This window comes from Caballeronia sp. INDeC2 (assembly GCF_023631325.1).
Taxonomy (GTDB): Bacteria; Pseudomonadota; Gammaproteobacteria; order Burkholderiales; family Burkholderiaceae; genus Caballeronia.
Genome location: NZ_JALQDG010000045.1, coordinates 1 through 18,610 on the forward strand (window position 1 = coordinate 1; position 18,610 = coordinate 18,610).

Sequence of the window (18,610 nt, forward strand, 5' to 3'; positions counted from 1 at the left end):
CCTTGCGCGCCGAATTGCTCCAGCAGCGACACGTAATGATCGAGCATGCGCGCGACGGTCGATTCATCGAACACATCACGTGCGTAGGTGAATGACACTTCCAGGCCTTCGCCACGCTCACGCGCCGTCAGCACCAGATCGAAGCGCGCGGTCTGCAATTCCGACGAGATGTCCGACACCGTCAGACCCGGCAACGTCAACGGCGCTCTCTCAGTGCCGAGATAATTGAACATCGTCTGAAACAGCGGCGTATGTCCGAAGCTGCGTTGCGGCTGCAACGCCTGCACCAGCCGCGAAAACGGCACGTCCTGACGCGCATACGCGGCCAGCGTGCGCTCGCGCATTTGCGCGAGCAGTTGCCCGAACGTCGACACGTCGCTCATCTGCGCGCGCAGCACCAGCGTATTCACGAAGAAGCCGATGACCCGCTCGGTCTCGTCGCGATCGCGGCCCGACACCGGCACGCCCACGCGGATATCCTCCTGCCCGCTGTATTTCGACAGCAGCAGTTGGTACGTCGCGAGCAGCGTCGTGAAGAGCGTCGCATCGGCCGCCAGGGAGAGCATGCGCAACGCGGCTGCGCTCTCACTTGCGATCGTGCGCGTCACGCTCGCGCCCGCCGAGCCGCGCATGCCCGTGCGTGAACGGTCGAACGGAAGTTCGAGCACAGGCTGCTCGCCGCCCAGCTCCGCACGCCAATAGCTCAGTTGCCCGGCGAGCGACTCGTCGTCGAGCCATTCGCGCTGCCACACCGCGTAGTCGCCGTATTGGATGAGCGCGTCATCGTCCTCGCGATGCGTACCCGGCGAAACGCCGCACTCGGCGCAATAAGCTGCGACGAACTCATCGACGAACACATTCATCGACAGGCCATCCGACACGATGTGATGGATCGCGACATGCAGCACGTGATCATCGGGCGCGTGGCGCAGAAGCGTCGCACGCAGCAGCGGCCCGCGCTCAAGATCGAAGGGCGCATTACTTAGCGTATCGAGTCCGGCGGCGAGCGGCGCATCTGCGTCGATGTCGATATCGATGTCGAGCTCGCGCCAGGCGTACTCCGTCGCGCCAGCGATCTGCACGGGCACGCCATCCTTTTCGATGAAATGTTTGCGAAGGCTCTCATGCCGCGCGACCACGCGATCGAGCGCGGTCCTCACCGCGCGGCGATCGAGCGCGCCCTGCAGCCGCACCGCGCCCGTGATGTTGTATGCCGCGCTCGACGGATCGAGCTTCCACAGGAACCACATGCGCTCCTGCGCATGCGAAAGCGGAAACACCGCGCCGCGATCCGGAAACGGCACGATCGGCAGGCTCGATGCCTGCATGCCCCGCGCGCGCAACTGATGGCGAAACTGTCTGCGCTTCTCTTCCGGCAACTGCACGTACGCCTTCGATACGGCGAGTAAATCGGGGACGGCTGCGATGGTCGTGTCGCTCATGTGTCTGTCTTGTCCTGCTGATGCCTTGCGGGGAATTAGCTCTCGCTCTGTTCGTTGCGCGCCTTCGCGTGCGGCGGTATGCCCGCCTGCCACTGGTCCGCGCCAGAGGGGCGCGTGCCCGCGTGCTCGTAGTGCGGCGCCCGCGCCTTGTCCGCATGACGCTGTCCTGGCGCATGCTGCGGCGCATAGACGTTGCCGCGCGCTTTGACTTGCGCCTCGCTGCTCGCGGCTTGCGCCTTCTTGCGCTTCAGAAACGGACAACGGTCCTCGGCGGCGACGTTTTCATCGGTGAGGAAGTACTGCTTCCATTCGAGATTGCCCGGGTCGCCGTAGAAGCCGAGATCGGGATGCGCGCTCACGTCGTCCCATGTTTCGAGGCGCTTGCGTACCTGATTGCGCGCTTCGCGGCCGATGACCTTGTTCGTGATCGTGTCGACGAACACGCTGCGCGGCTGGAACAGCAACACCATGCCCGGACCCAGATTGCGGCTGTGCCGCACCTTGAAGCTCGGCAGCGCGCACACGACGAACATCTGCACGCCCGCGAACGAGAACTCCCATTCCTCCTGCGACGGGTCCGGCTGGTTGTCCGCCTCGGGATCGGGATCGACATCGTGCAGATGTTGCAGCGTCTCCCAGAAGAGACGTTGATACGCCTCGTGCGTAAGCGGCTCGCGGTCCGGCTCGAAAAACACCGCAATGTTGTTGCGCCGATACTGCGGCTGCGACGCGAGCATGGCGAAGGTCCGCATCGTCGCGGGCAGCTCGCGGATGTCCTTGCCGTTCACATACGCGTAGAACATCTCGCCGCGCCGCTCGGCCATCGTGCCGAAGAAGCACGGATAATCGGGGTGCATCACCTGCTCGCGCAACGTCTCATACGAGCCTGCGAGCCATGAGGGCGGATGGGCCGCCACGCCGGTCCGGCATCCGGCAATCACCCGGCTCGTCCAGTCGTTGGCATCGAAGTCCGCGCCGGCTGCGTCGGACGATTGCATCCCGCTAAACTGCGCGACGTCATCGTGTGCTTGCATTGTCATTCCTGTTGGTCATCACCGCCCTTACGGCGCGCGCCGTGGTATCCGCGTTCATGGCGGAGGACGATCGGCGCGCACCGTCCGCGCCCGGATGAAGGCCGGCACTCAGGCCTTCATCCGGGCGTTCAACGTTGCTCAAGTTGTGGGGTGAATATGCCGGCGCTTTCTGCGGAAGCGCCTGGAATGCGGGCCGTGCCCGTCGCCCGGTTCAGGCGGGCGCTTTGGCGTCCAGCTCGGCGACGAGCGCTTCGACCCAGTCGTCGGGAATGATCGGCTGATGATACGTACATTCGGGCGAAGTCACCGTCGATCCATGCAGGCGTCCATCGGGAATCAGGACCATGTCGCCCTGATGCATCTCCAACTGCATCCCGACGTTGCCCCAGAACAGCATGTCGCCCTCCTGGATCGTCACCAGCCGATGGTCGTTATGGACATGCGTCGTCGAGCACATCTCCAGCGGCTCGACGAAGGTTTCACGATCGATGTCCGGGCACTCGGCATCGATGCGCTTGCTGATGCGATGCGCGAATTCGACATAGCGGCGGATCGCCGAAAGCCAGCGCAGTTGCTCGCCGAGATCCCAGCGTCCGCGCTCGGCGCTGCGCTCGCCCGCCACGACGCCTTGCACGCCCTGCGCGAGAGCCGCGTCGCCGTAGCGTTGCGTTACTTCGCCGAACGCACGCGTGAAACGCTCAGCCAACTCTGCGCAGCGCGCGGCGGGATCGGCGGGCTTGCGACCCGTCGGCTGCAGATGCGCGCAGGCCCGCTCGAGTCCGATGCCGAACGCGAGCCATTCGGCCTCGGCCGCAAACGCCGCGCCGACGAATGCGAACGCGCGATCCGGCCGACGGGCGAGCGCGTAGAGCAGATTGCACTTCGCCATACTCGTCGGCAGATAGAACTGCCAGTACGCGTGCTGCTCGCGTGTGAGTCCGACGAAGCCCGCGACGCGTGTCAGCAGCGTATCGTCAGGCAGATCGCCGCTGAGCGTCGGACGCGCGTCGGCGGGCACGAAGTCCATGAGTCCGCTCGCCATCGCGCGCGCGAATGCACGTCGCTTAGACACCGCGAGCGCCCAGCGCTGCACCATGATGAAGCGCAGGCCCTCTTCCAGATAATCGTTGCGCATGAGGCGCGCGAAGTTTGCCTCCCAGAATGCGCTCTCCTCGTCGACGATGCGCGAAAGACGCGCCGCCGCCGTATCGACGCTCTCGCTGGCATCGACGTCGAGCGCGAGATGCTCGAACGCGTAGGCTTCTAGAAACGGCACGATCTGCGCGCCGAGCGCGCGCGTGTCGTCGCGATAGAAATCGACGTAGCGCGCCCACTCGCCGGCATCCGGCGTCTTCGGCAGGCGTGCGACATCGAGCTCGTAGATCGACATCAGCGTCCGGTTCGACGCGAGCGCCGGCAGGCGGCTCACGTTGTGACGGCGCACCGGCTTTCTGAACTTGAGAAATTCGAAGTCTTCGGGCCGCAGGGGCCGGCGGTGATAATCGCCGTCGAGCACGAGTTCGTCAACGGTCGCGCTGCGAAACGGCGTGGCGGCGGCGAACTGTTGGATCAGCGAGAGATAGTGCTCGCTCTGCCCGTCGAAGGACGAGAAATCGAAAAGCGGTGGCACGGCCAGCGTCATGATGGTGATGTCCTTTGCTTGTGTGAGTCTCTTGCGGCTCGGGCATGAGCCTGAACGTGAACGTCGTCGCCTTCAGCCCGTCATGGCAACGAGCACGCGACGCTTGCCCTTGAACGGCGCGCGCCCATGCGACATGAGCACGTTGTCGAGCGCGAGCACATCGCCCGGCTGCCATGCGAACGACAGCATGGTGTCGCGATACACCGCACGGATCTCGTCGAGCATCGCGGGGTCGATCGGCGTGCCATCGCCGAAGTACGTGTTGCGCGGCAGCCGGTCCTCGTCGACGGCGTCGAGCAGCGCTTCGCGCACGTCGACGGGCAGGTTCGATACGTGAAAGAGATGCGCCTGGTTGAACCACACCTTCTCGCCCGTCGCCGGATGATTCAACTCCGACTGGCACACCTGACGCGTGCGCAGCGCTTCACCGTCGTCGAGCCATTCCCAGTCGATGTGGTTCGCACGGCAATAACGCTCCACTTCGGCGCGGTCGTCGGTACCGAAGACCTGCGCCCACGGCAGGTCGAGACCGTTGCCGAAGTTGCGCACGTACATGACCTGCCGCTCAGCGAAACGCCGCCGCAACGCGGGATCGAGCCGCTGATACACGACGCGGCTATCGGCAACGGGCGTGGCGCCCTTTTCTTCCGCGGCGATCTCGCAGTAGAAGAAGATCGAGGCGGGCCAGCGCAGCGTGTAGGACTGCTCGTTATGCTGGTCGATCCATTGATCCGCGGGATATTCCGTCGACGAGAACACGCCCTTGCCGATCCTGCTGCGTGGCGTAGAGCCGAACTCGTATGCGTGCAGCGTCTGGCCGAAGCGCGACGCAAAGCCATCGAGGCCGGCGGCGCCGAGCGCATCGAAGTCGCGCAGCAACACGCCGCCGTATTCCTCCATGCCACGCTCGATGCGCGTTTGCAGCGCGGGCATGAGTGCATCCAGCGCGCCGCCAGCCTGTGGCCGCAGCGCGAGCACGCGGGTGCCGTTGCACTCGATCACGCGCTCGTGCAACACATGCTTCGTAGTGTTGATCAATGCGTCCATGATTCGCATTCGGTTCGTGTGGCGCTCGCGTCGGCAAGCGCTGCCTTCACGATCGACAGCACGCCGCTCAGTTGCTCGTCGATAAAGAAATGTCCGCCGTCGAAGCGATGCACCGTGCAGCGTTCGCGCGTCTCGTCGGCCCACGCGGCGACGTCGTCGCGATTCGCGGTCGCGCCGTCGTCCCGGCCGATGAAGACATCGATCGGACATGAAAGCGGCTCGGTGCGCGTCTGCGCGGGATACGTGCCGCACAGATGAAAGTCCGCGCGCAGCACCGGCAACATGAAGTCGACAAACTCGCGGTCGTCGAGCAAGGCCTCGTGCGTGCCGCCCAGCTCGCGCAATTTCGCGACCATCGCTTCGCGCGAACACGTGAGCCAGTGCGCTTCGTGCACACGCCGCGACGGCGCAATGCATGCCGACACGCCGAACCACACGGGCTGCCTGCCGGTGCGTCGCTCGATCTCGCGAATCAGTTCGATACCAACCAGCGCGCCCATGCTGTGGCCCATCACCGCGTAGGGAGCGTTTGCGTCGAGCTCCGACAGGACCTGCGTCGCGAGTGCGTCGGTCAACTCGGTCCAGCGCGTGTGCGGTGCGAGCCCACGCCGCGCGCCATGGCCGGGCAACTCATGCGCGACGACGTGCGCACACGGCACGAGACCAGGCGGCCAGCGCCGATACAGGAGGGCATTTCCGCCCGCATGCGGCAGGCAGATCAGCGACACCGGCGTGACGCGCGTGCCGTCGATGACAGCTGTCATCGCTCAGTTGCCCGCTTGCGAAGTCTGCGACGATGCGTCTTCCGCCATCTGCCTGCGCAGACTCAACGGGCGCATGTCGTTCCAGACCGTGTCGATCCAGGCGAGACATTCCTCCTTCTTCCCGGATTTGCCCGCCTCGCGCCAGCCCGCCGGAATCGTCTTGAAGTCCGGCCAGATCGAGTACTGCTCTTCATCGTTCATCACGACGTGGAAGACTGTGTTGTCATCGCCCCAACTCATCGCCTGCTCCATGAAAACGGCTTTCTATGTTCGGATTGGAAAATCATTCAGGTTCATGACAACACCGTGAAAGCCTGGATTCGCGAACGCCCCAGACCGGCAGCCGCAAAACCTTTAGGCAGGCTTACGATGTGTAAACGAGAATGGTTCCTATTTCGACAGCGAAAGTTAGTTCTCGGGCAGTCGATTGTCAAGACATTTTGTGCGAAATCGATTTTCACTCTGGCGGGCAAAGCCGCGCGAATCCACGCGATCCGAACGTTCGGTTTCGGCATGGGAGAGCTCGGGTGCATCGCCCTGTTTGCCGCTGAATGAGAATTGTTTATACTCAGCGGCCGACGGCGCAGGGGTCAGAGACGCCCTTGCTTTTTCGCGCAGCGTAAGTCCGTCGATCATCCCAACATTCGAACGCTCAATGAGACGCCTGCCACGCGGATCCCTTCGGCTCTTTCTACTGCTCGCCGCATGCTGCCTCGCCCTTGTGTTCTGGGCGCTTCTATTTCGGACAACCGAGCAAATCGACACCGTAACGCTCGCGCGAGGCGACATCGAATCGAGCGTCGCCGCTCTGGGTACGCTACAACCCCATAGCTATGTGGACATCGGCTCGCAAGCGTCAGGAGAGATTCGGCACATCACCGTGCAGCCGGGCGATATCGTGAGGAAAGGGCAACTGCTCGTCGAGATCGATCCGAGTGTGCAGCAGGCCAAGTACGATGTGGACCGCGCCGCACTCACGAGCCTGCGCGCGAAGCTCGCGGGCGAAGAGGCGAAGCTCGCTTTCTCCCAGCATCAGTACGAACGCCAGCGGCGCATGATGAGCGAAGGTTCCACGCGCGACGAAGACCTGCAAAGCGCCTACGCCGCGCTGCAATCGTCGCGCGCGACCCTGGACGATCTGCGCGCCGAAATCGAAGGCGCGCGCGCCACGCTGTCGGGAGACGAAGCGCAGCTCGGCTACACGAAGATTTACGCGCCGATGTCAGGCACCATCGTCACGCTCGATGCCCGCGAGGGCCAGACGCTCAACGCGACGTATCAGACGCCGATCATCCTGCGCATCGCCGATCTCTCGACCATGACCGTCTGGACGCAGGTCTCCGAAGCCGATGTCCTGAAGGTAAAGCCCGGGATGTCCGTTTATTTCACGACGCTGGGCGCCGACAATCGTCGCTGGGCAAGCACGGTGCGGCAGATCCTGCCCGCGCCGCCGAACGCGGTCATGCCGTCGAACGACCAACAGGCCGCGCCTGCGGCCAATGCGATCAACACCGGCAAGGTCGTGCTGTATACGGTGCTCTTCGACGTGCGAAACCAGGGCAATCAACTGATGCCGCAAATGAGCGCCCAGGTCTTCTTCGTCGCTCAACAGGCGCATGACGTGCTGATCGCACCCTTGTCGGCGATCACGCCCGTCGCGGGATCGAACGATCTGTTCACGGCACAGGTATTCGACGACGGCCGTGCCGTCACGCGGCAGATTCGCGTCGGCGTGCGCGATCGCCTGAATGCGGAAGTGCGCTCGGGTCTCGCGCCGGGCGACCGCCTCGTCACCGGCATACGGCGCGTGCGCGCCGCCGAAGGCAAGTTCCAATGGTGACACCGCTGATCGAACTGGGCGACGTGCGCAAGTCGTACGGCGGCGCCGGGGAGCCGCCCGTGAATGTGTTGCGCGGCGTGTCGCTGTCGATCGGTGCAGGCGAATTCGTTGCGATCGTCGGCGCGTCCGGGTCGGGCAAGTCGACGCTCATGCATATCCTCGGCTGCCTCGACCGCCCCTCGTCCGGGCGCTATCGTTTCGCCGGCCAGGACGTGACGAGCTTCAATGCCGACGAACTCGCATGGCTGCGCCGTGAAGCGTTCGGCTTCGTGTTTCAAGGCTACAACCTGATCGCGACGGAATCGGCGCGCGAGAACGTCGAGGTTCCCGCGATCTATTCCGGCATGGGTCCGCAGGCGCGCCGGGCGCGCGCGACGGAACTGCTTTCGCGGCTCGGGCTCGGCGAGCGTCTCGATCACCGGCCCAATCAGTTGTCGGGCGGCCAGCAGCAACGCGTATCGATCGGCCGCGCGCTGATGAACGGCGGTCATATCCTGCTCGCCGACGAGCCCACCGGCGCGCTCGATTCCACGAGCGGCGCGGAAGTCATGGCGCTGCTCGGCGAACTGTCGGACGCGGGCCACACGATCATCCTCATCACCCACGACCGTCAGGTCGCCGCGAAGGCGCGCCGCGTCATCGAGATCCGTGACGGACAGATCGTCTCCGATTCGGCGGACGCTCATGACGCCTATCACGAAGGCGAACGCGCGCGCGCCGGCGTGCTCGACACGACGACGCTGCTCGCCTCGATGTCCGAAGGCGCATCGCACACCGCATCGGTGTTCGCGGACGTGCACGAAGCGCTGCGCGCCGCGTGGCGCGTGGTGTGGAACAACCGCTTTCGCACCTTGCTGACGCTGCTCGGCATCATCATCGGCGTGGCCTCGGTGATCGTGATGCTCGCCATTGGGCGCGGCACGGAGCGCGAGGTCATCGCCAAGATGGCGAGCTTCGGCACGAACCGCATGTACGTGACGCCCGGCGGCGACAACGCGCGCGGTCCGGGCGGTACGCTCGATGTCGCCGACGTCGAGCGCATCGCGCACGTGCCGAACGTCGCCGTCGCGATGCCGTTTCTCTCCGGCCAAGTGACGCTGCGCGCCGGCAACGCCGATATCCGCACGAGCCTGTGGGCCGTGAGCCCCGAAGCCTCGCGCGTGCTGAACTGGAAACCCATGCGCGGCGTGTTCTTCGACGCCAGCGACGAGCGCGATCTCGCCGCCGTGGCGCTCATCGGCAAGCGGGTGCGCGAAAAGCTGTTCGGCGCGGCCGATCCCGTCGGCAAGCATGTGCTCGTGAACAACGTGCCGTTTCTCGTGATCGGCGAGCTCGAAGAGAAAGGCGCGACCTCGGGCGACGCCGACGACGACGACGTGATACTCGTCCCCTACTCGACCGGCAGCCGCCGCGTACTCGGCACCACGCATCTGTCGTGGATCTCGGTGCTGATCGATCAGCTCGATCTGGCCGCTGACACCGCACAGCAAATCGGCGCGATGCTGGAGCGGGCGCATCACGTGCGCGATTTCCAGATCTACAATCGCGCGGCTTCCGTGAAGGCGCAGAGCGAAACGCAGGACATGCTCACGCTGATGCTAGGGCTAATCGCGGGCATCTCGCTCGTCGTCGGCGGCATCGGCGTGATGAACATCATGTTGATGACCGTGAAAGAGCGTACGCGCGAGATCGGCATTCGTATTGCGACAGGCGCGCGGCGACGCGACATCCTGCGCCAGTTTCTCACCGAAGCGACGCTCGTATCGGGCATCGGCGGGGCCCTGGGGGTGCTCATCGGCGTGCTGATTGGCGCGGTGCTGATCGCCGCGAATGTCCCGACGATCTTCTCCGTTCGCGCGATTCTCGGCGCTTTCGCGTGCGCGCTTTTCACCGGCCTGATCTTCGGCTTCATGCCGGCGCGCAAGGCAGCGCGGCTGGACCCGGTCGTGGCACTGTCGAGCGAGTGAGGGCGCGATGAAACGATCTCTCATGTTGGCCCTCTTCACTACGCTCGGTGGATGCCTGAGCCATGCGCCGCCGCCCGCAGCCGACGTCCCGGTTCCCGCGATGTATCGCTATGCGTCCGGTTCGTCGAACGGCGATCCGGTCACCGCCGGCTGGTGGCACGGTTTCGGCAGCGACGAACTGGACCGGTTCATCGCGCAGGCGGAATCGGGCAACTACGACATCGCCGCCGCGCTCGCTCGCGTGAAGCAGGCTCGTGCGAACGCAACGATCGCGGGCGCCGCGCTGGTTCCCAACGTCAGTGGATTCGCCGATGCGAGCCGTCAGGGCGGGTTCATGGTCAATGACACGCTGCCGGGCGGCAGCGCCTTCGACTTGGGCTTGCTAGCGAGCTATGAAATCGACTTCTGGGGCAAGAATCGCGCAACGAGCGATGCGGCCATCGCTCGCGTGCGCGCATCCGAGTTCGATCGTGCGACCGCGCAGCTCACGCTGACAGCGGACGTCGCGAATGCGTGGCTGCAGACGGTCGCTCTGCGCGAGCGTGAGGCGATCGCCACACGCAACCTGGACACGGCGCGCAGCATTCTGCGCAACGTCGAATCGCAATTCCGTGCTGGCTTTGTGACCGCGCTCGACGTCGCGCAGCAGCGCACGCTGGTGGCAACGCAACTGCGCGCGGTCGCCGCGATCCATCAGCAGGGCAACGACAGCGAAGCATCGCTCGCGACCTTGCTCGGCGTGCCGTCCTCAGAATTTACCGTCTCGACGCATTCGCTCGACGCGCTGCGTGCGCCGGCCGTCGATGCCGGTTTGCCCTCATCGCTTCTGACGCGCAGGCCCGATATCGCCTATTCGGAAGCACAACTCGCCGCCGCACATGCGGATGTCGCCGCCGCACGCGCGGCGATGTTCCCGACCGTGACGCTGACCGCCTCAGTGGGCACGGGCGGAGACCGCATCCAGCGCATCTTCGAAAATCCGCTCTATACCGTCGCCGCGGGTCTGACCGCACCGATCTTCAACGCAGGCACGCTCGCTGCCGGGCAAGATCTCGCGCTCGCGCAGCAGGAGGAACTGCTCGCGGCATACAGGAAGGCGATCGTCGCGGCTTTCGCGGACGTGGACCGGACACTCAACGCGAGCGCCGGCGCGGACGCGCAAACACTCGCACAGGACGACGAGTTGCGCGAGGCCCGCCATACACTGGAGCTCGCGCAAAGCCGTTATCGGGCCGGCGCGGAAACAGCGCTCACGGTCCTCGATGCGCAACGCACGCTCTACGCCGCCGAAGACGAGCGGGTGCAGTTGCATCTCGCGCGGCTGCAGACGGCAGTGTCGACGTATCGCGCGCTGGGCGGCGGATGGAGCGCGACGCCCTAATCGGGGACGTCGTCGGCAAACGCAAATTCGACCCCCGCCTGCGCGCCGACCTGCAATTCGCCGCCGACCCCCTCTACGATGATCGCGTTCTGCCCGAACGTAAGGCCACCGTCGACGCGCGGATTCGCACGCCAGCCGAGTAATGTGTCGAGCGGTTCGTTCGGCCAGCGCGCGTCGCGCGTACCGTGCCCCTGATCGATCGTCGTGATCGGACACCGCGCGCACGGCTTCACGATGCGCAGCACGACGCCGCCGATCGTCAGCGTCTCGATGAAATCCTCCTCGAACGCTTCGAGCCCGCTCAGCACGATGTTGGGCCGAAAGCGGTCCATCGGAATCGCCTGTGCACCCTTGCTTTCGAGACGCGCGTTGAGCTCGTCGAGCGAAGCCTGGTTCGTCACGAGCAGCGGGAAGCCATCGGCAAATTGCGTCGGCGCATCGGCGTCGAGCGTCCAGGTTTTGCTCGCGAGGCGCATGACGTCATCGTCGAAACGAACGAGGCGCACGGACGCGCCGAGGATCTGCGAAAACCATCGGGCGGCGGTATCGCCTTCATCACGCGCCATGAAGTGATCCTGCCAGACACTCACGCCCACGCGCTCGCGCACCGTCGAGGCTTCAAACGGAACGTCGAGCGACGCAGCAGTGTTGTGAACGTTCAGCACGAGCGCACGTTCGGTCAGTTGCGGGCGAATGCGCGCCATGGCGGGAAAAGTACGTTGCGATACGAACGTGCCATTACCGTCGATGACCATCCAGTGACGATCCCAAGGTAGTCCGTGCGGTTCGACACGTGCGTGGGGCAAGGAGATCGCGCCACACGATTTCACCGGATAGACGAATAGCGCGCTGAGAAGAGGCATACGGACGCTTTGCCGATTGAAGTCTGTGGATTGTCACGCGGCCAATTTCCTTCTGCAAGCCACGTCCCGCAAGGCATCCGACAAACTGTAACCTTTATGTAAATGCGAATGATTTGCATTTAATAACAAAATGCCCGATCATCTGTTTTCACTTTCCCGCGAGACTCAAGGTCGAACATGAACACTGTTTTGTTTCCTAAGGACACACAACAGAAGCACGCCGCTACAGCAAGCGAGGCTGCGAAGTGCGACGGACACACCGTGCTGCAATCGCTGCTCACTCGTCAGTCACGCTGGCCCCTCATCGAACCCGCGCCCAACGACGATGAGCTTTCCCTGATCGTCGATGCTGCGTTGTGCGCGCCCGATCACGGCCGTCTGCGCCCGTGGCGTTTCGTCGTCGTGCGCGGCGCCGCGCGCGAGGCGCTCGGGCGGGTGCTCGTCGATGTAGCGCGCGCGCGTGAGCCGGATGACCCCCCGCAAACACATGAACATCGGCGGCAACGAGCACACGCGGCCCCAATGATCATTGCATTGGGCGCGTCGGTATCCGCGGAATCGCACATTCCGGAGATCGAGCAATTGCTGTCGGTCGGCGCCGCGACGATGAACATGCTCAACGCGATCCATGCGCTCGGTTACGGCGGATTCTGGGCGACCGGCCCCGATGCCTACGATACCGCACTACGCAGCGCGCTGGGTTTTCAGGCCTCGGAGCAGCTTTTAGGCTTTCTATTCGTGGGCACGCCTGGATCGGCGGCCAAACACATCAAGCGGCCCGAGCGCGGCGTGCACCTGCGCGAATGGACCGGCATCGAGTCATAGACCTTCTTCAATGGTGCCCGTGAAAACACGACAATGAGTATCGGCATGCTTCAGATGCGGGAAAACTCTCTTCTCGACGACACGCTTGCACACTGTTCCGACTCGAACGATCAAATCGTGATCGACGCGGTTCGTGCCTGGTTTCGACCGCACTGCGATGCCGTGCGTGGCAGAAAGTCCTGGCGCGATGTGCTGAGCGAGAGCGGGACGACGCACAATGGCCTGCATTGCTTCGACATGTTCATGTCGGAACTGGCGAAAATTGCGGGCCCTCCACTGGACATACGATGCCGTTGCTCTCTGGAAGTCGCCGGCGACGAAGCCTGCCTACTTCAGACTATCGCCTGCTTTCAGTCGAACGAACGAACGGCGGCTCATACCTTATTCACTGACCGGTTTTCCGGTTCCACCACTCATCGCCTTGCCAATGTCGCTCACTGGTTCGCGATGATGTTGTTCGATGCAGGTGTGATCGTGAGCAAGCGCGCGCGCCGCGTCACCTATTTCCATTGAGCGAGATGACTGAAATCACGATGCTTCAGATTGCCGACATGCAATTCGGCAATGCAACGGACGGTGACTCGGCTGCAAGCAATGTGTGGCGAAGCGAAGCGCCTCGTTTTATCGGCCATCCGATGGATCTTCATCCTGAGCCCGACGTGCTCCTGTCCGGTAGCGTAACGGTCTGCTTATGGCGCCTGCGCACCGAGTGGAAGCGGATTTCGCGAATCGAGGGAATGGCAAGTCTTTCAACGATCGAGACAGCGCGTGTCGCCCGCTTTCCGAAATCGCCGCTCAGCAAACGCTTCGCCATCGAACGTGCTTTGCTTCGGCGAATTCTGTCCGGCCTGACCGGAATAAGCGCGGCGGAGATCGAGCTTTCCGAGGACACAGATGGACGAGTCAGACTGGCACCTCGGCACGGCGACCTCTCGATTGCCGTCGCTCACGTGGGTCTCTGGACGATAATCGGCGTGTCACGCTCGCCCATTGGACTTGCCTCTGCAGCCGCCGCTTATCGAGGCAGTGACATGCACGGAGCGACTGAAGAGACGCCGAGAGCCCGTGCCCACGTGCGGCAACTCAGCCTGCTTCACGCGGGCATCAGCGCGCAAATAGAAGACCCTCACGACGTGATGTTCGACGATCGCCACGCGGCCTATCTCTTCGACGCCTGCGCCGAAGGACGATGGCACGTATTGGATCTGCCGATGCCAGGCTCAAACCTCCTGGCCTTATCTGCGCCTTATCCCATCGGACGAGTACACGCCTATGGTTGGGCCGGCAGCACTGATTATGCATTGAAGCGTTGAACGTTCCATTTCGGACGAAGCAACGATAGGGAAATTCTGTGAGCGTGACGAATTGCGAGCGTTGACGCGGGTCACGGTACGCGTCCGTTGGCCTCAGCATCGAATCCGGCATCCTGGTCTGAGCTAAAGTACAACCTTACCGAGGCGCTGGCGCTCTACCGATTGCCGCGCGTCAGGAGCATGTGAAGTCGGCTAACATGCTGTAGGACCTAAACGAGGAAATTAGGCGACGCACGGGTATCGTGAGAATCCTCCCGATCGAGGCGGAGTGCCTGTGGCAGGTCAGAGCGTTGTGCTGCGAACCCACGAAATTTCAACCTGAGGACAGCCGCGATCTGAATCGCGGGCTGTTGACCGAACTGAAGAGTGAGTTACTATGCGCCGGCGCCGCTGCCGGAATAGTTTGCGCAGAAAGCGGCCCGCGTCAGCGCGCTTTCTTCCAAGCGTCAACTATCAACGAGCCAGTTCCCTTTTCTCAAAGACCATATTACGGCTGCAGATAACCTGTCGTCGCCCCTAACACCAGGGATGCGACCATATTGATTCTACGCACGACGCCGTATCGAAGACGCCGTGCAGCGTTGGTTGCGACCAATACTTACCAGTGATAGTTCATGCCCGCGAACACCTGACGTCCGTAGCCGAACGCGCACCAACTGCCGTAGTAGCACGATGCGACATATTCCTTGTTGAAAAGGTTCTGCGCGTTTACATAAAGCTCCGCGCCCTTCAACTGCGCCGCCGCGCGTCCGAGGTCGTAGCGCAGCGTGGCGTCCACGAGGAAGAAGCTCGACACCTTGAAGCTGTTGTCGCTGCTATAGGTCGTGCCCGTGTAGCGTCCGCCCGCACCCATCGAGAGACCGGCGAGCGGCCCACGATTGATCGTGTAATAGCCCCACAATGAAGCCTGATTTTGTGGGATGGCGGGAAGGAACTTTCCTTCGAGCCCGCTGTTGTCCTTCGTGTACTTCGTGTTGAGATACGTGTAGCTCGCCGTGACGTTCAGCGAATCCGTGAGGCTCGCCTTCGCCTCCAGTTCGACGCCGAGCGATCTCGCCTCGCCGACCGCCGACTGGAAGTTCGGGTTGTCCGCATTGACGGTCAGCAGGTTCTTGCGCGTCAGATCGAACAGCGCGGCCGAGAAGAACGCGTTGTAGCCCTTCGGCTGGAACTTCACGCCGACTTCGTACTGGCGTCCGCGCTCGGGCGAAAACTGTTGGCCGTTGATATCAACGCCCGCTTGTGGCGTGAACGATTCGGTATAGCTGAAGTACGGCGCGATGCCGCTGTCGAACACGTAGGTCAGACCACCGCGGAACGTGAACGCGCGATCGAACTGATGCGAGACGATACCGTAAGTCGTGTTGTTCGAGTCGCTGCTCGCCCAGTCCTCGCGTCCGCCGAGCGTGAGGATCACATTGCCCCAGCGCGCCTGATCCTGCGCATAGATGCCGTACTGCGTGCCGCTCAGCACCTGGTGATAGCGATCCGGCGGCGTGATCGCCTGGTTGTAGTTCGGCGCGAACATGTCGAGTGTCGGCGCGGTGCCGAAGCCCGCGTCGAAATTGCTCGCGTAATGCTGATAGTCGAATCCGAACAGCACCGTATGATCGATCTGACCGGTCGAGAAATTGCCTTCAAGCTGATTGTCGAGCGAGACCGTGTTCAGGTTGTCCTTCGACGCCGCCGTGCCGCGATCGAGCGTGCGCAGGTCGTCTTCGAGACTGCTCGCATAGACGCTCTTGTAATCCTGCGCGAGATGCAGCAGGCGGCCGTTCGAGCGGAACGTCCACGCGTTGTTGAGCTTGCGGTCGAACCGGTAGCCGATCGCTTCCTCCACGCGATTGAAGCTTTCGAAGTTATGGTCGCCGTCGTAGAAGTCGCTCGGCAGCTTGCCGTTCGGGTTGTAGAGCACCGTGCCTTGCGGCGGCACGCTACCGTATGAGGTGCTGCGCGGATCATGCTGATACAGGCCGTACAGCGTGAGCGAGGTCTTGTTATCGGGCCGCCACGTGAACGACGGCGCGATCGCGACGCGCTTGTTGTACGTCGATTGCACCTGCCCGTCTTCCGAACGCGCGATACCGGTGATGCGGTACAGATAGCGGTCATCGCCCGCAATCGGTCCGGAGAAATCGAACTTGGCCGCCTTGTGCGCGTAGTTGCCGAACTCGATGCCCACTTCGTGCAGCGGCACGACCGTCGGCATCTTGCTTTCCTGATCGAGCAGGCCGCCCGCCGCCGCCTGGCCGTAGAGCACGGACACCGGGCCCTTGAGCACCTCGATACGCTCCATCATGTACGGGTCGATCTGCGGCACCGCGTACCACGCATTGTCGAGCAGCTTGAGGCCGTTCCAGTATTTGTCTGCGTCGAAGCCGCGCACCTTCAGCATGTCGTAGCGCGTCGCGATGCCGCCACGCGTTTCAGGCGTCACGCCCGAGACGTAGCGCACGGCGGCATTGAGCGTCTGCGCGTTCTGCTGATCCATCTGCTCGCGCGTGACGACGGAAACGGACTGCGGCGATTCGAGCAGCGAAGGCGTGCCCTTCATCGCAGCCGACTCCGTCGCGACGTAGCCTTTCGTCGGACCATACGGCTCGTCGACGTTCTGCGCCGTGACCTTCACTGCGGGCAGCGTGCTTTCCGCAGGTGTGCTCGACGCATCGGGCACGGAGTCCGTCGATTGGGCGTAAGCGAGCGGCGCCGCCGAGAACAGCAGCAGCACGGCCATTTTCAGTGGCCGCATTGCGGCGAGCCTCGTCGTACCTACTTTCATGCTCTTTCTCTTGGATGTGATTTCATACTTGAATGAGAATCGTTTTGATTCGCGATCGCATTGTTACAGGACGTTTTCTCTTTGTAAAGAAATCATTCGAGCAAATTGGTCCGAGCAAAGCGGCGAGGTTCGCCCCGACGAGCCCACGTTTCCCCGCCGTTAGCAAAACTGTGACTGGAGGGCAATGACTTCAGCGAGCCTTCTCTCCGTGCGAGTCACGGGTGTGGATCAAACGCTGGCCGGCAACGGCGTCAACTTTACGGCGTTTCCGCTGCGGTATTTGGCACGCGGTTCATCGCTTATCGCGGTTGACTCTCTGCAAAACGCCGAAACGGCTATCCCTTGCAAAAGCGCGAATTGATCGAAGATGCCAGCAACGCGCTACCTGGCTCGTTTCGCCTATTGATCAACCGGCTTCTTGAGCATCTGCAGGTACTGCATCGCCATATCGACGAGATTGAAGCTGCGATCAAAGCCTGGCACTGCGACAATGAGGCAAGCCAGCGTCTTGAGAAGGTAATGGGAATTGGACGCCTCACAGCAACAGCCCTAGTCGCGACCATCGGTGACGCAAAGAACTTCGACAACTGTGGGCAGCTTGCTGCATGGTTGGACCTTGTGCCTTGTCAACATTCCAGCGGCGGCAAGCAGAATCTTCTGGCTATGAGCAAACGTGGTGATACATATCTGCGCACAATGTTGAGCCATTGAAACGGCGACCTTTACCCCATGAATTGTCGCAAGCGGGTTGGCCAGGCACAGCCCGCAAGCGTGAATAACTGAATCTAAAAGCGAATTAATCTCGAACTGTCGATGTCCGGATGGGTTGACGGGTTTGTCGTCACAACCATGGGAAGCGATACGTTCGGCGCGCTAGATGCGCTCATGAACAGCGCGGGCATCACGGGTGGTTGCGGCACAACGTGGAATCTGTCTCCGCAGGTGTACCGACAACGGGCCACGATGTCCCGGCAACAGGTCGAGCACCTGTTCGCGAGGGTGCCCATGCGCCGCCTGCTTTTGCCGACGAAGCCGCTTCGATGATTGCCTGGCTCGCGTCCAAGGAATGCGCCTTCAGCACGGCGGCGGTATTCGATCTGTGCGGAGGCCAGGCGACCTTTTTATGCGTCGGTCATCTCAAAGCAGGCTGCAACTTTCTAACCACGCACGCTCGCTGCGCGCAGCCCGCTCGGTAAAAAGCACGCCTCGATGTAAGAAAAAAGCAATGTTTTTGTGAACATCCGATTGAAGTCCTATATTCACGGAATTGTCACGCAAAGACATCGCCGCATCACATCTGAGGAAAAGCATGTCCCGAGCCCATCGCAGCACCGGAGCAATCTCGACGCGCCATGTCATCAGACACGCATGCGCGCTTTTCGTCGTACTTTCTCTGAGCGCATGTGGCGGCGGAACGTCGGACGGATCGTCGACGTCAACATCGGCGCCGACGTCAACATTGCCGCAAAGCAACGGGACAGCTTCGGAAACCTCGGTCCCGACCGAGTCCGGCGCATCGGCACCGCTTGCGAGCAACACGGACGGAGCCAGCACTCCGGCTGCCGACGTCGGAGCCTCCACGCCAGCGGCCGCCGTGAATCTCGCGTTGCCGGCGATATCGATCGTCACCGATGGGGGCGCCGCCATCGTCGACAAGGAAACCTATATTCCGGGCACGCTCGCCATCACGAATCCGGACGGAACCAGCGCGTT

The 18,610-nt window shown here is 62.7% G+C and carries 16 protein-coding genes and 1 pseudogene; 7 read left to right on the top strand and 10 right to left on the bottom strand.

Annotated features, from left to right (window positions below):
• The 7 genes from NCS28_RS29650 to NCS28_RS29680 all read right to left on the bottom strand — a co-directional run.
• A partial coding sequence (locus tag NCS28_RS29650; protein ID WP_250517361.1) for a condensation domain-containing protein occupies positions 1 to 1,442 on the bottom strand: 1,442 nt, incomplete at its 3' end.
• Between the two features lie 35 nt (positions 1,443 to 1,477).
• Positions 1,478 to 2,440: a YqcI/YcgG family protein gene (locus NCS28_RS29655; RefSeq protein ID WP_250517376.1), complete on the bottom strand. Its 963-nt coding sequence runs from the start codon at positions 2,438 to 2,440 to the stop codon at positions 1,478 to 1,480.
• Between the two features lie 247 nt (positions 2,441 to 2,687).
• Positions 2,688 to 4,118: a cupin domain-containing protein gene (locus NCS28_RS29660; RefSeq protein ID WP_250517362.1), complete on the bottom strand. Its 1,431-nt coding sequence runs from the start codon at positions 4,116 to 4,118 to the stop codon at positions 2,688 to 2,690.
• Between the two features lie 72 nt (positions 4,119 to 4,190).
• Complete coding sequence (locus tag NCS28_RS29665) at positions 4,191 to 5,165, bottom strand: TauD/TfdA family dioxygenase (RefSeq protein WP_250517363.1); 975 nt, start codon at positions 5,163 to 5,165, stop codon at positions 4,191 to 4,193.
• Positions 5,153 to 5,929, bottom strand: a complete 777-nt coding sequence (locus NCS28_RS29670) for a thioesterase II family protein (RefSeq protein WP_250517364.1) — start codon at positions 5,927 to 5,929, stop codon at positions 5,153 to 5,155. Before NCS28_RS29670 ends, NCS28_RS29665 begins: the two co-directional genes overlap by 13 nt.
• Positions 5,930 to 5,932: 3 nt before the next feature.
• Positions 5,933 to 6,169 carry an MbtH family protein gene (locus NCS28_RS29675; RefSeq protein WP_250517365.1) on the bottom strand — a complete coding sequence of 79 codons (237 nt, stop codon included), beginning with the start codon at positions 6,167 to 6,169 and terminating at the stop codon, positions 5,933 to 5,935.
• Between the two features lie 168 nt (positions 6,170 to 6,337).
• Positions 6,338 to 6,565, bottom strand: coding sequence for a hypothetical protein (locus NCS28_RS29680; RefSeq protein ID WP_250517366.1), 228 nt, complete (start codon positions 6,563 to 6,565; stop codon positions 6,338 to 6,340).
• Between the two features lie 19 nt (positions 6,566 to 6,584).
• On the opposite strand from NCS28_RS29680, the gene NCS28_RS29685 reads away from it, so the two are divergent.
• Genes NCS28_RS29685 through NCS28_RS29695 form a run of 3 tightly spaced genes read left to right on the top strand, consistent with a single transcriptional unit; the run spans position 6,585 to position 11,117 of the window.
• Positions 6,585 to 7,769 carry an efflux RND transporter periplasmic adaptor subunit gene (locus NCS28_RS29685; RefSeq protein ID WP_250517367.1) on the top strand — a complete coding sequence of 395 codons (1,185 nt, stop codon included), beginning with the start codon at positions 6,585 to 6,587 and terminating at the stop codon, positions 7,767 to 7,769.
• The gene (locus NCS28_RS29690) at positions 7,763 to 9,736 is read left to right on the top strand and encodes a MacB family efflux pump subunit (RefSeq protein ID WP_250517368.1); all 1,974 of its coding nucleotides are present in this window, start codon (positions 7,763 to 7,765) and stop codon (positions 9,734 to 9,736) included. Before NCS28_RS29685 ends, NCS28_RS29690 begins: the two co-directional genes overlap by 7 nt.
• A gap of 22 nt (positions 9,737 to 9,758) precedes the next feature.
• Complete coding sequence (locus NCS28_RS29695) at positions 9,759 to 11,117, top strand: efflux transporter outer membrane subunit (RefSeq protein WP_250517369.1); 1,359 nt, start codon at positions 9,759 to 9,761, stop codon at positions 11,115 to 11,117.
• Here the strand turns inward: NCS28_RS29695 and NCS28_RS29700 are convergent.
• Positions 11,114 to 11,980, bottom strand: a complete 867-nt coding sequence (locus NCS28_RS29700) for an MOSC domain-containing protein (protein WP_250517370.1) — start codon at positions 11,978 to 11,980, stop codon at positions 11,114 to 11,116. The two genes, NCS28_RS29695 and NCS28_RS29700, sit on opposite strands and share 4 nt — an antisense overlap.
• A 177-nt stretch (positions 11,981 to 12,157) precedes the next feature.
• On the opposite strand from NCS28_RS29700, the gene NCS28_RS29705 reads away from it, so the two are divergent.
• Genes NCS28_RS29705 through NCS28_RS29715 form a run of 3 tightly spaced genes read left to right on the top strand, consistent with a single transcriptional unit; the run spans position 12,158 to position 14,118 of the window.
• A complete protein-coding gene (locus tag NCS28_RS29705; RefSeq protein ID WP_250517371.1) occupies positions 12,158 to 12,805 on the top strand; it encodes a nitroreductase family protein in 648 nt (215 codons plus the stop codon).
• Positions 12,806 to 12,850: 45 nt separating this feature from the next.
• On the top strand, positions 12,851 to 13,318 hold the full coding sequence (locus NCS28_RS29710; protein WP_250517372.1) for a hypothetical protein: 468 nt from the start codon (positions 12,851 to 12,853) through the stop codon (positions 13,316 to 13,318).
• A gap of 5 nt (positions 13,319 to 13,323) precedes the next feature.
• Complete coding sequence (locus tag NCS28_RS29715; protein WP_250517373.1) at positions 13,324 to 14,118, top strand: 4'-phosphopantetheinyl transferase family protein; 795 nt, start codon at positions 13,324 to 13,326, stop codon at positions 14,116 to 14,118.
• A gap of 598 nt (positions 14,119 to 14,716) precedes the next feature.
• Here NCS28_RS29715 and NCS28_RS29725 read toward each other — a convergent pair.
• Complete coding sequence (locus NCS28_RS29725) at positions 14,717 to 16,897, bottom strand: TonB-dependent siderophore receptor (protein ID WP_250517374.1); 2,181 nt, start codon at positions 16,895 to 16,897, stop codon at positions 14,717 to 14,719.
• Between the two features lie 354 nt (positions 16,898 to 17,251).
• Between NCS28_RS29725 and NCS28_RS29730 the strand changes: the two are divergent.
• Positions 17,252 to 17,605 (top strand): annotated as a pseudogene (locus NCS28_RS29730) (transposase); the annotation flags it as partial.
• Between the two features lie 429 nt (positions 17,606 to 18,034).
• Here NCS28_RS29730 and NCS28_RS29735 read toward each other — a convergent pair.
• A complete protein-coding gene (locus tag NCS28_RS29735; RefSeq protein ID WP_250517375.1) occupies positions 18,035 to 18,436 on the bottom strand; it encodes a hypothetical protein in 402 nt (133 codons plus the stop codon).
• Positions 18,437 to 18,610 lie beyond the last annotated feature (174 nt).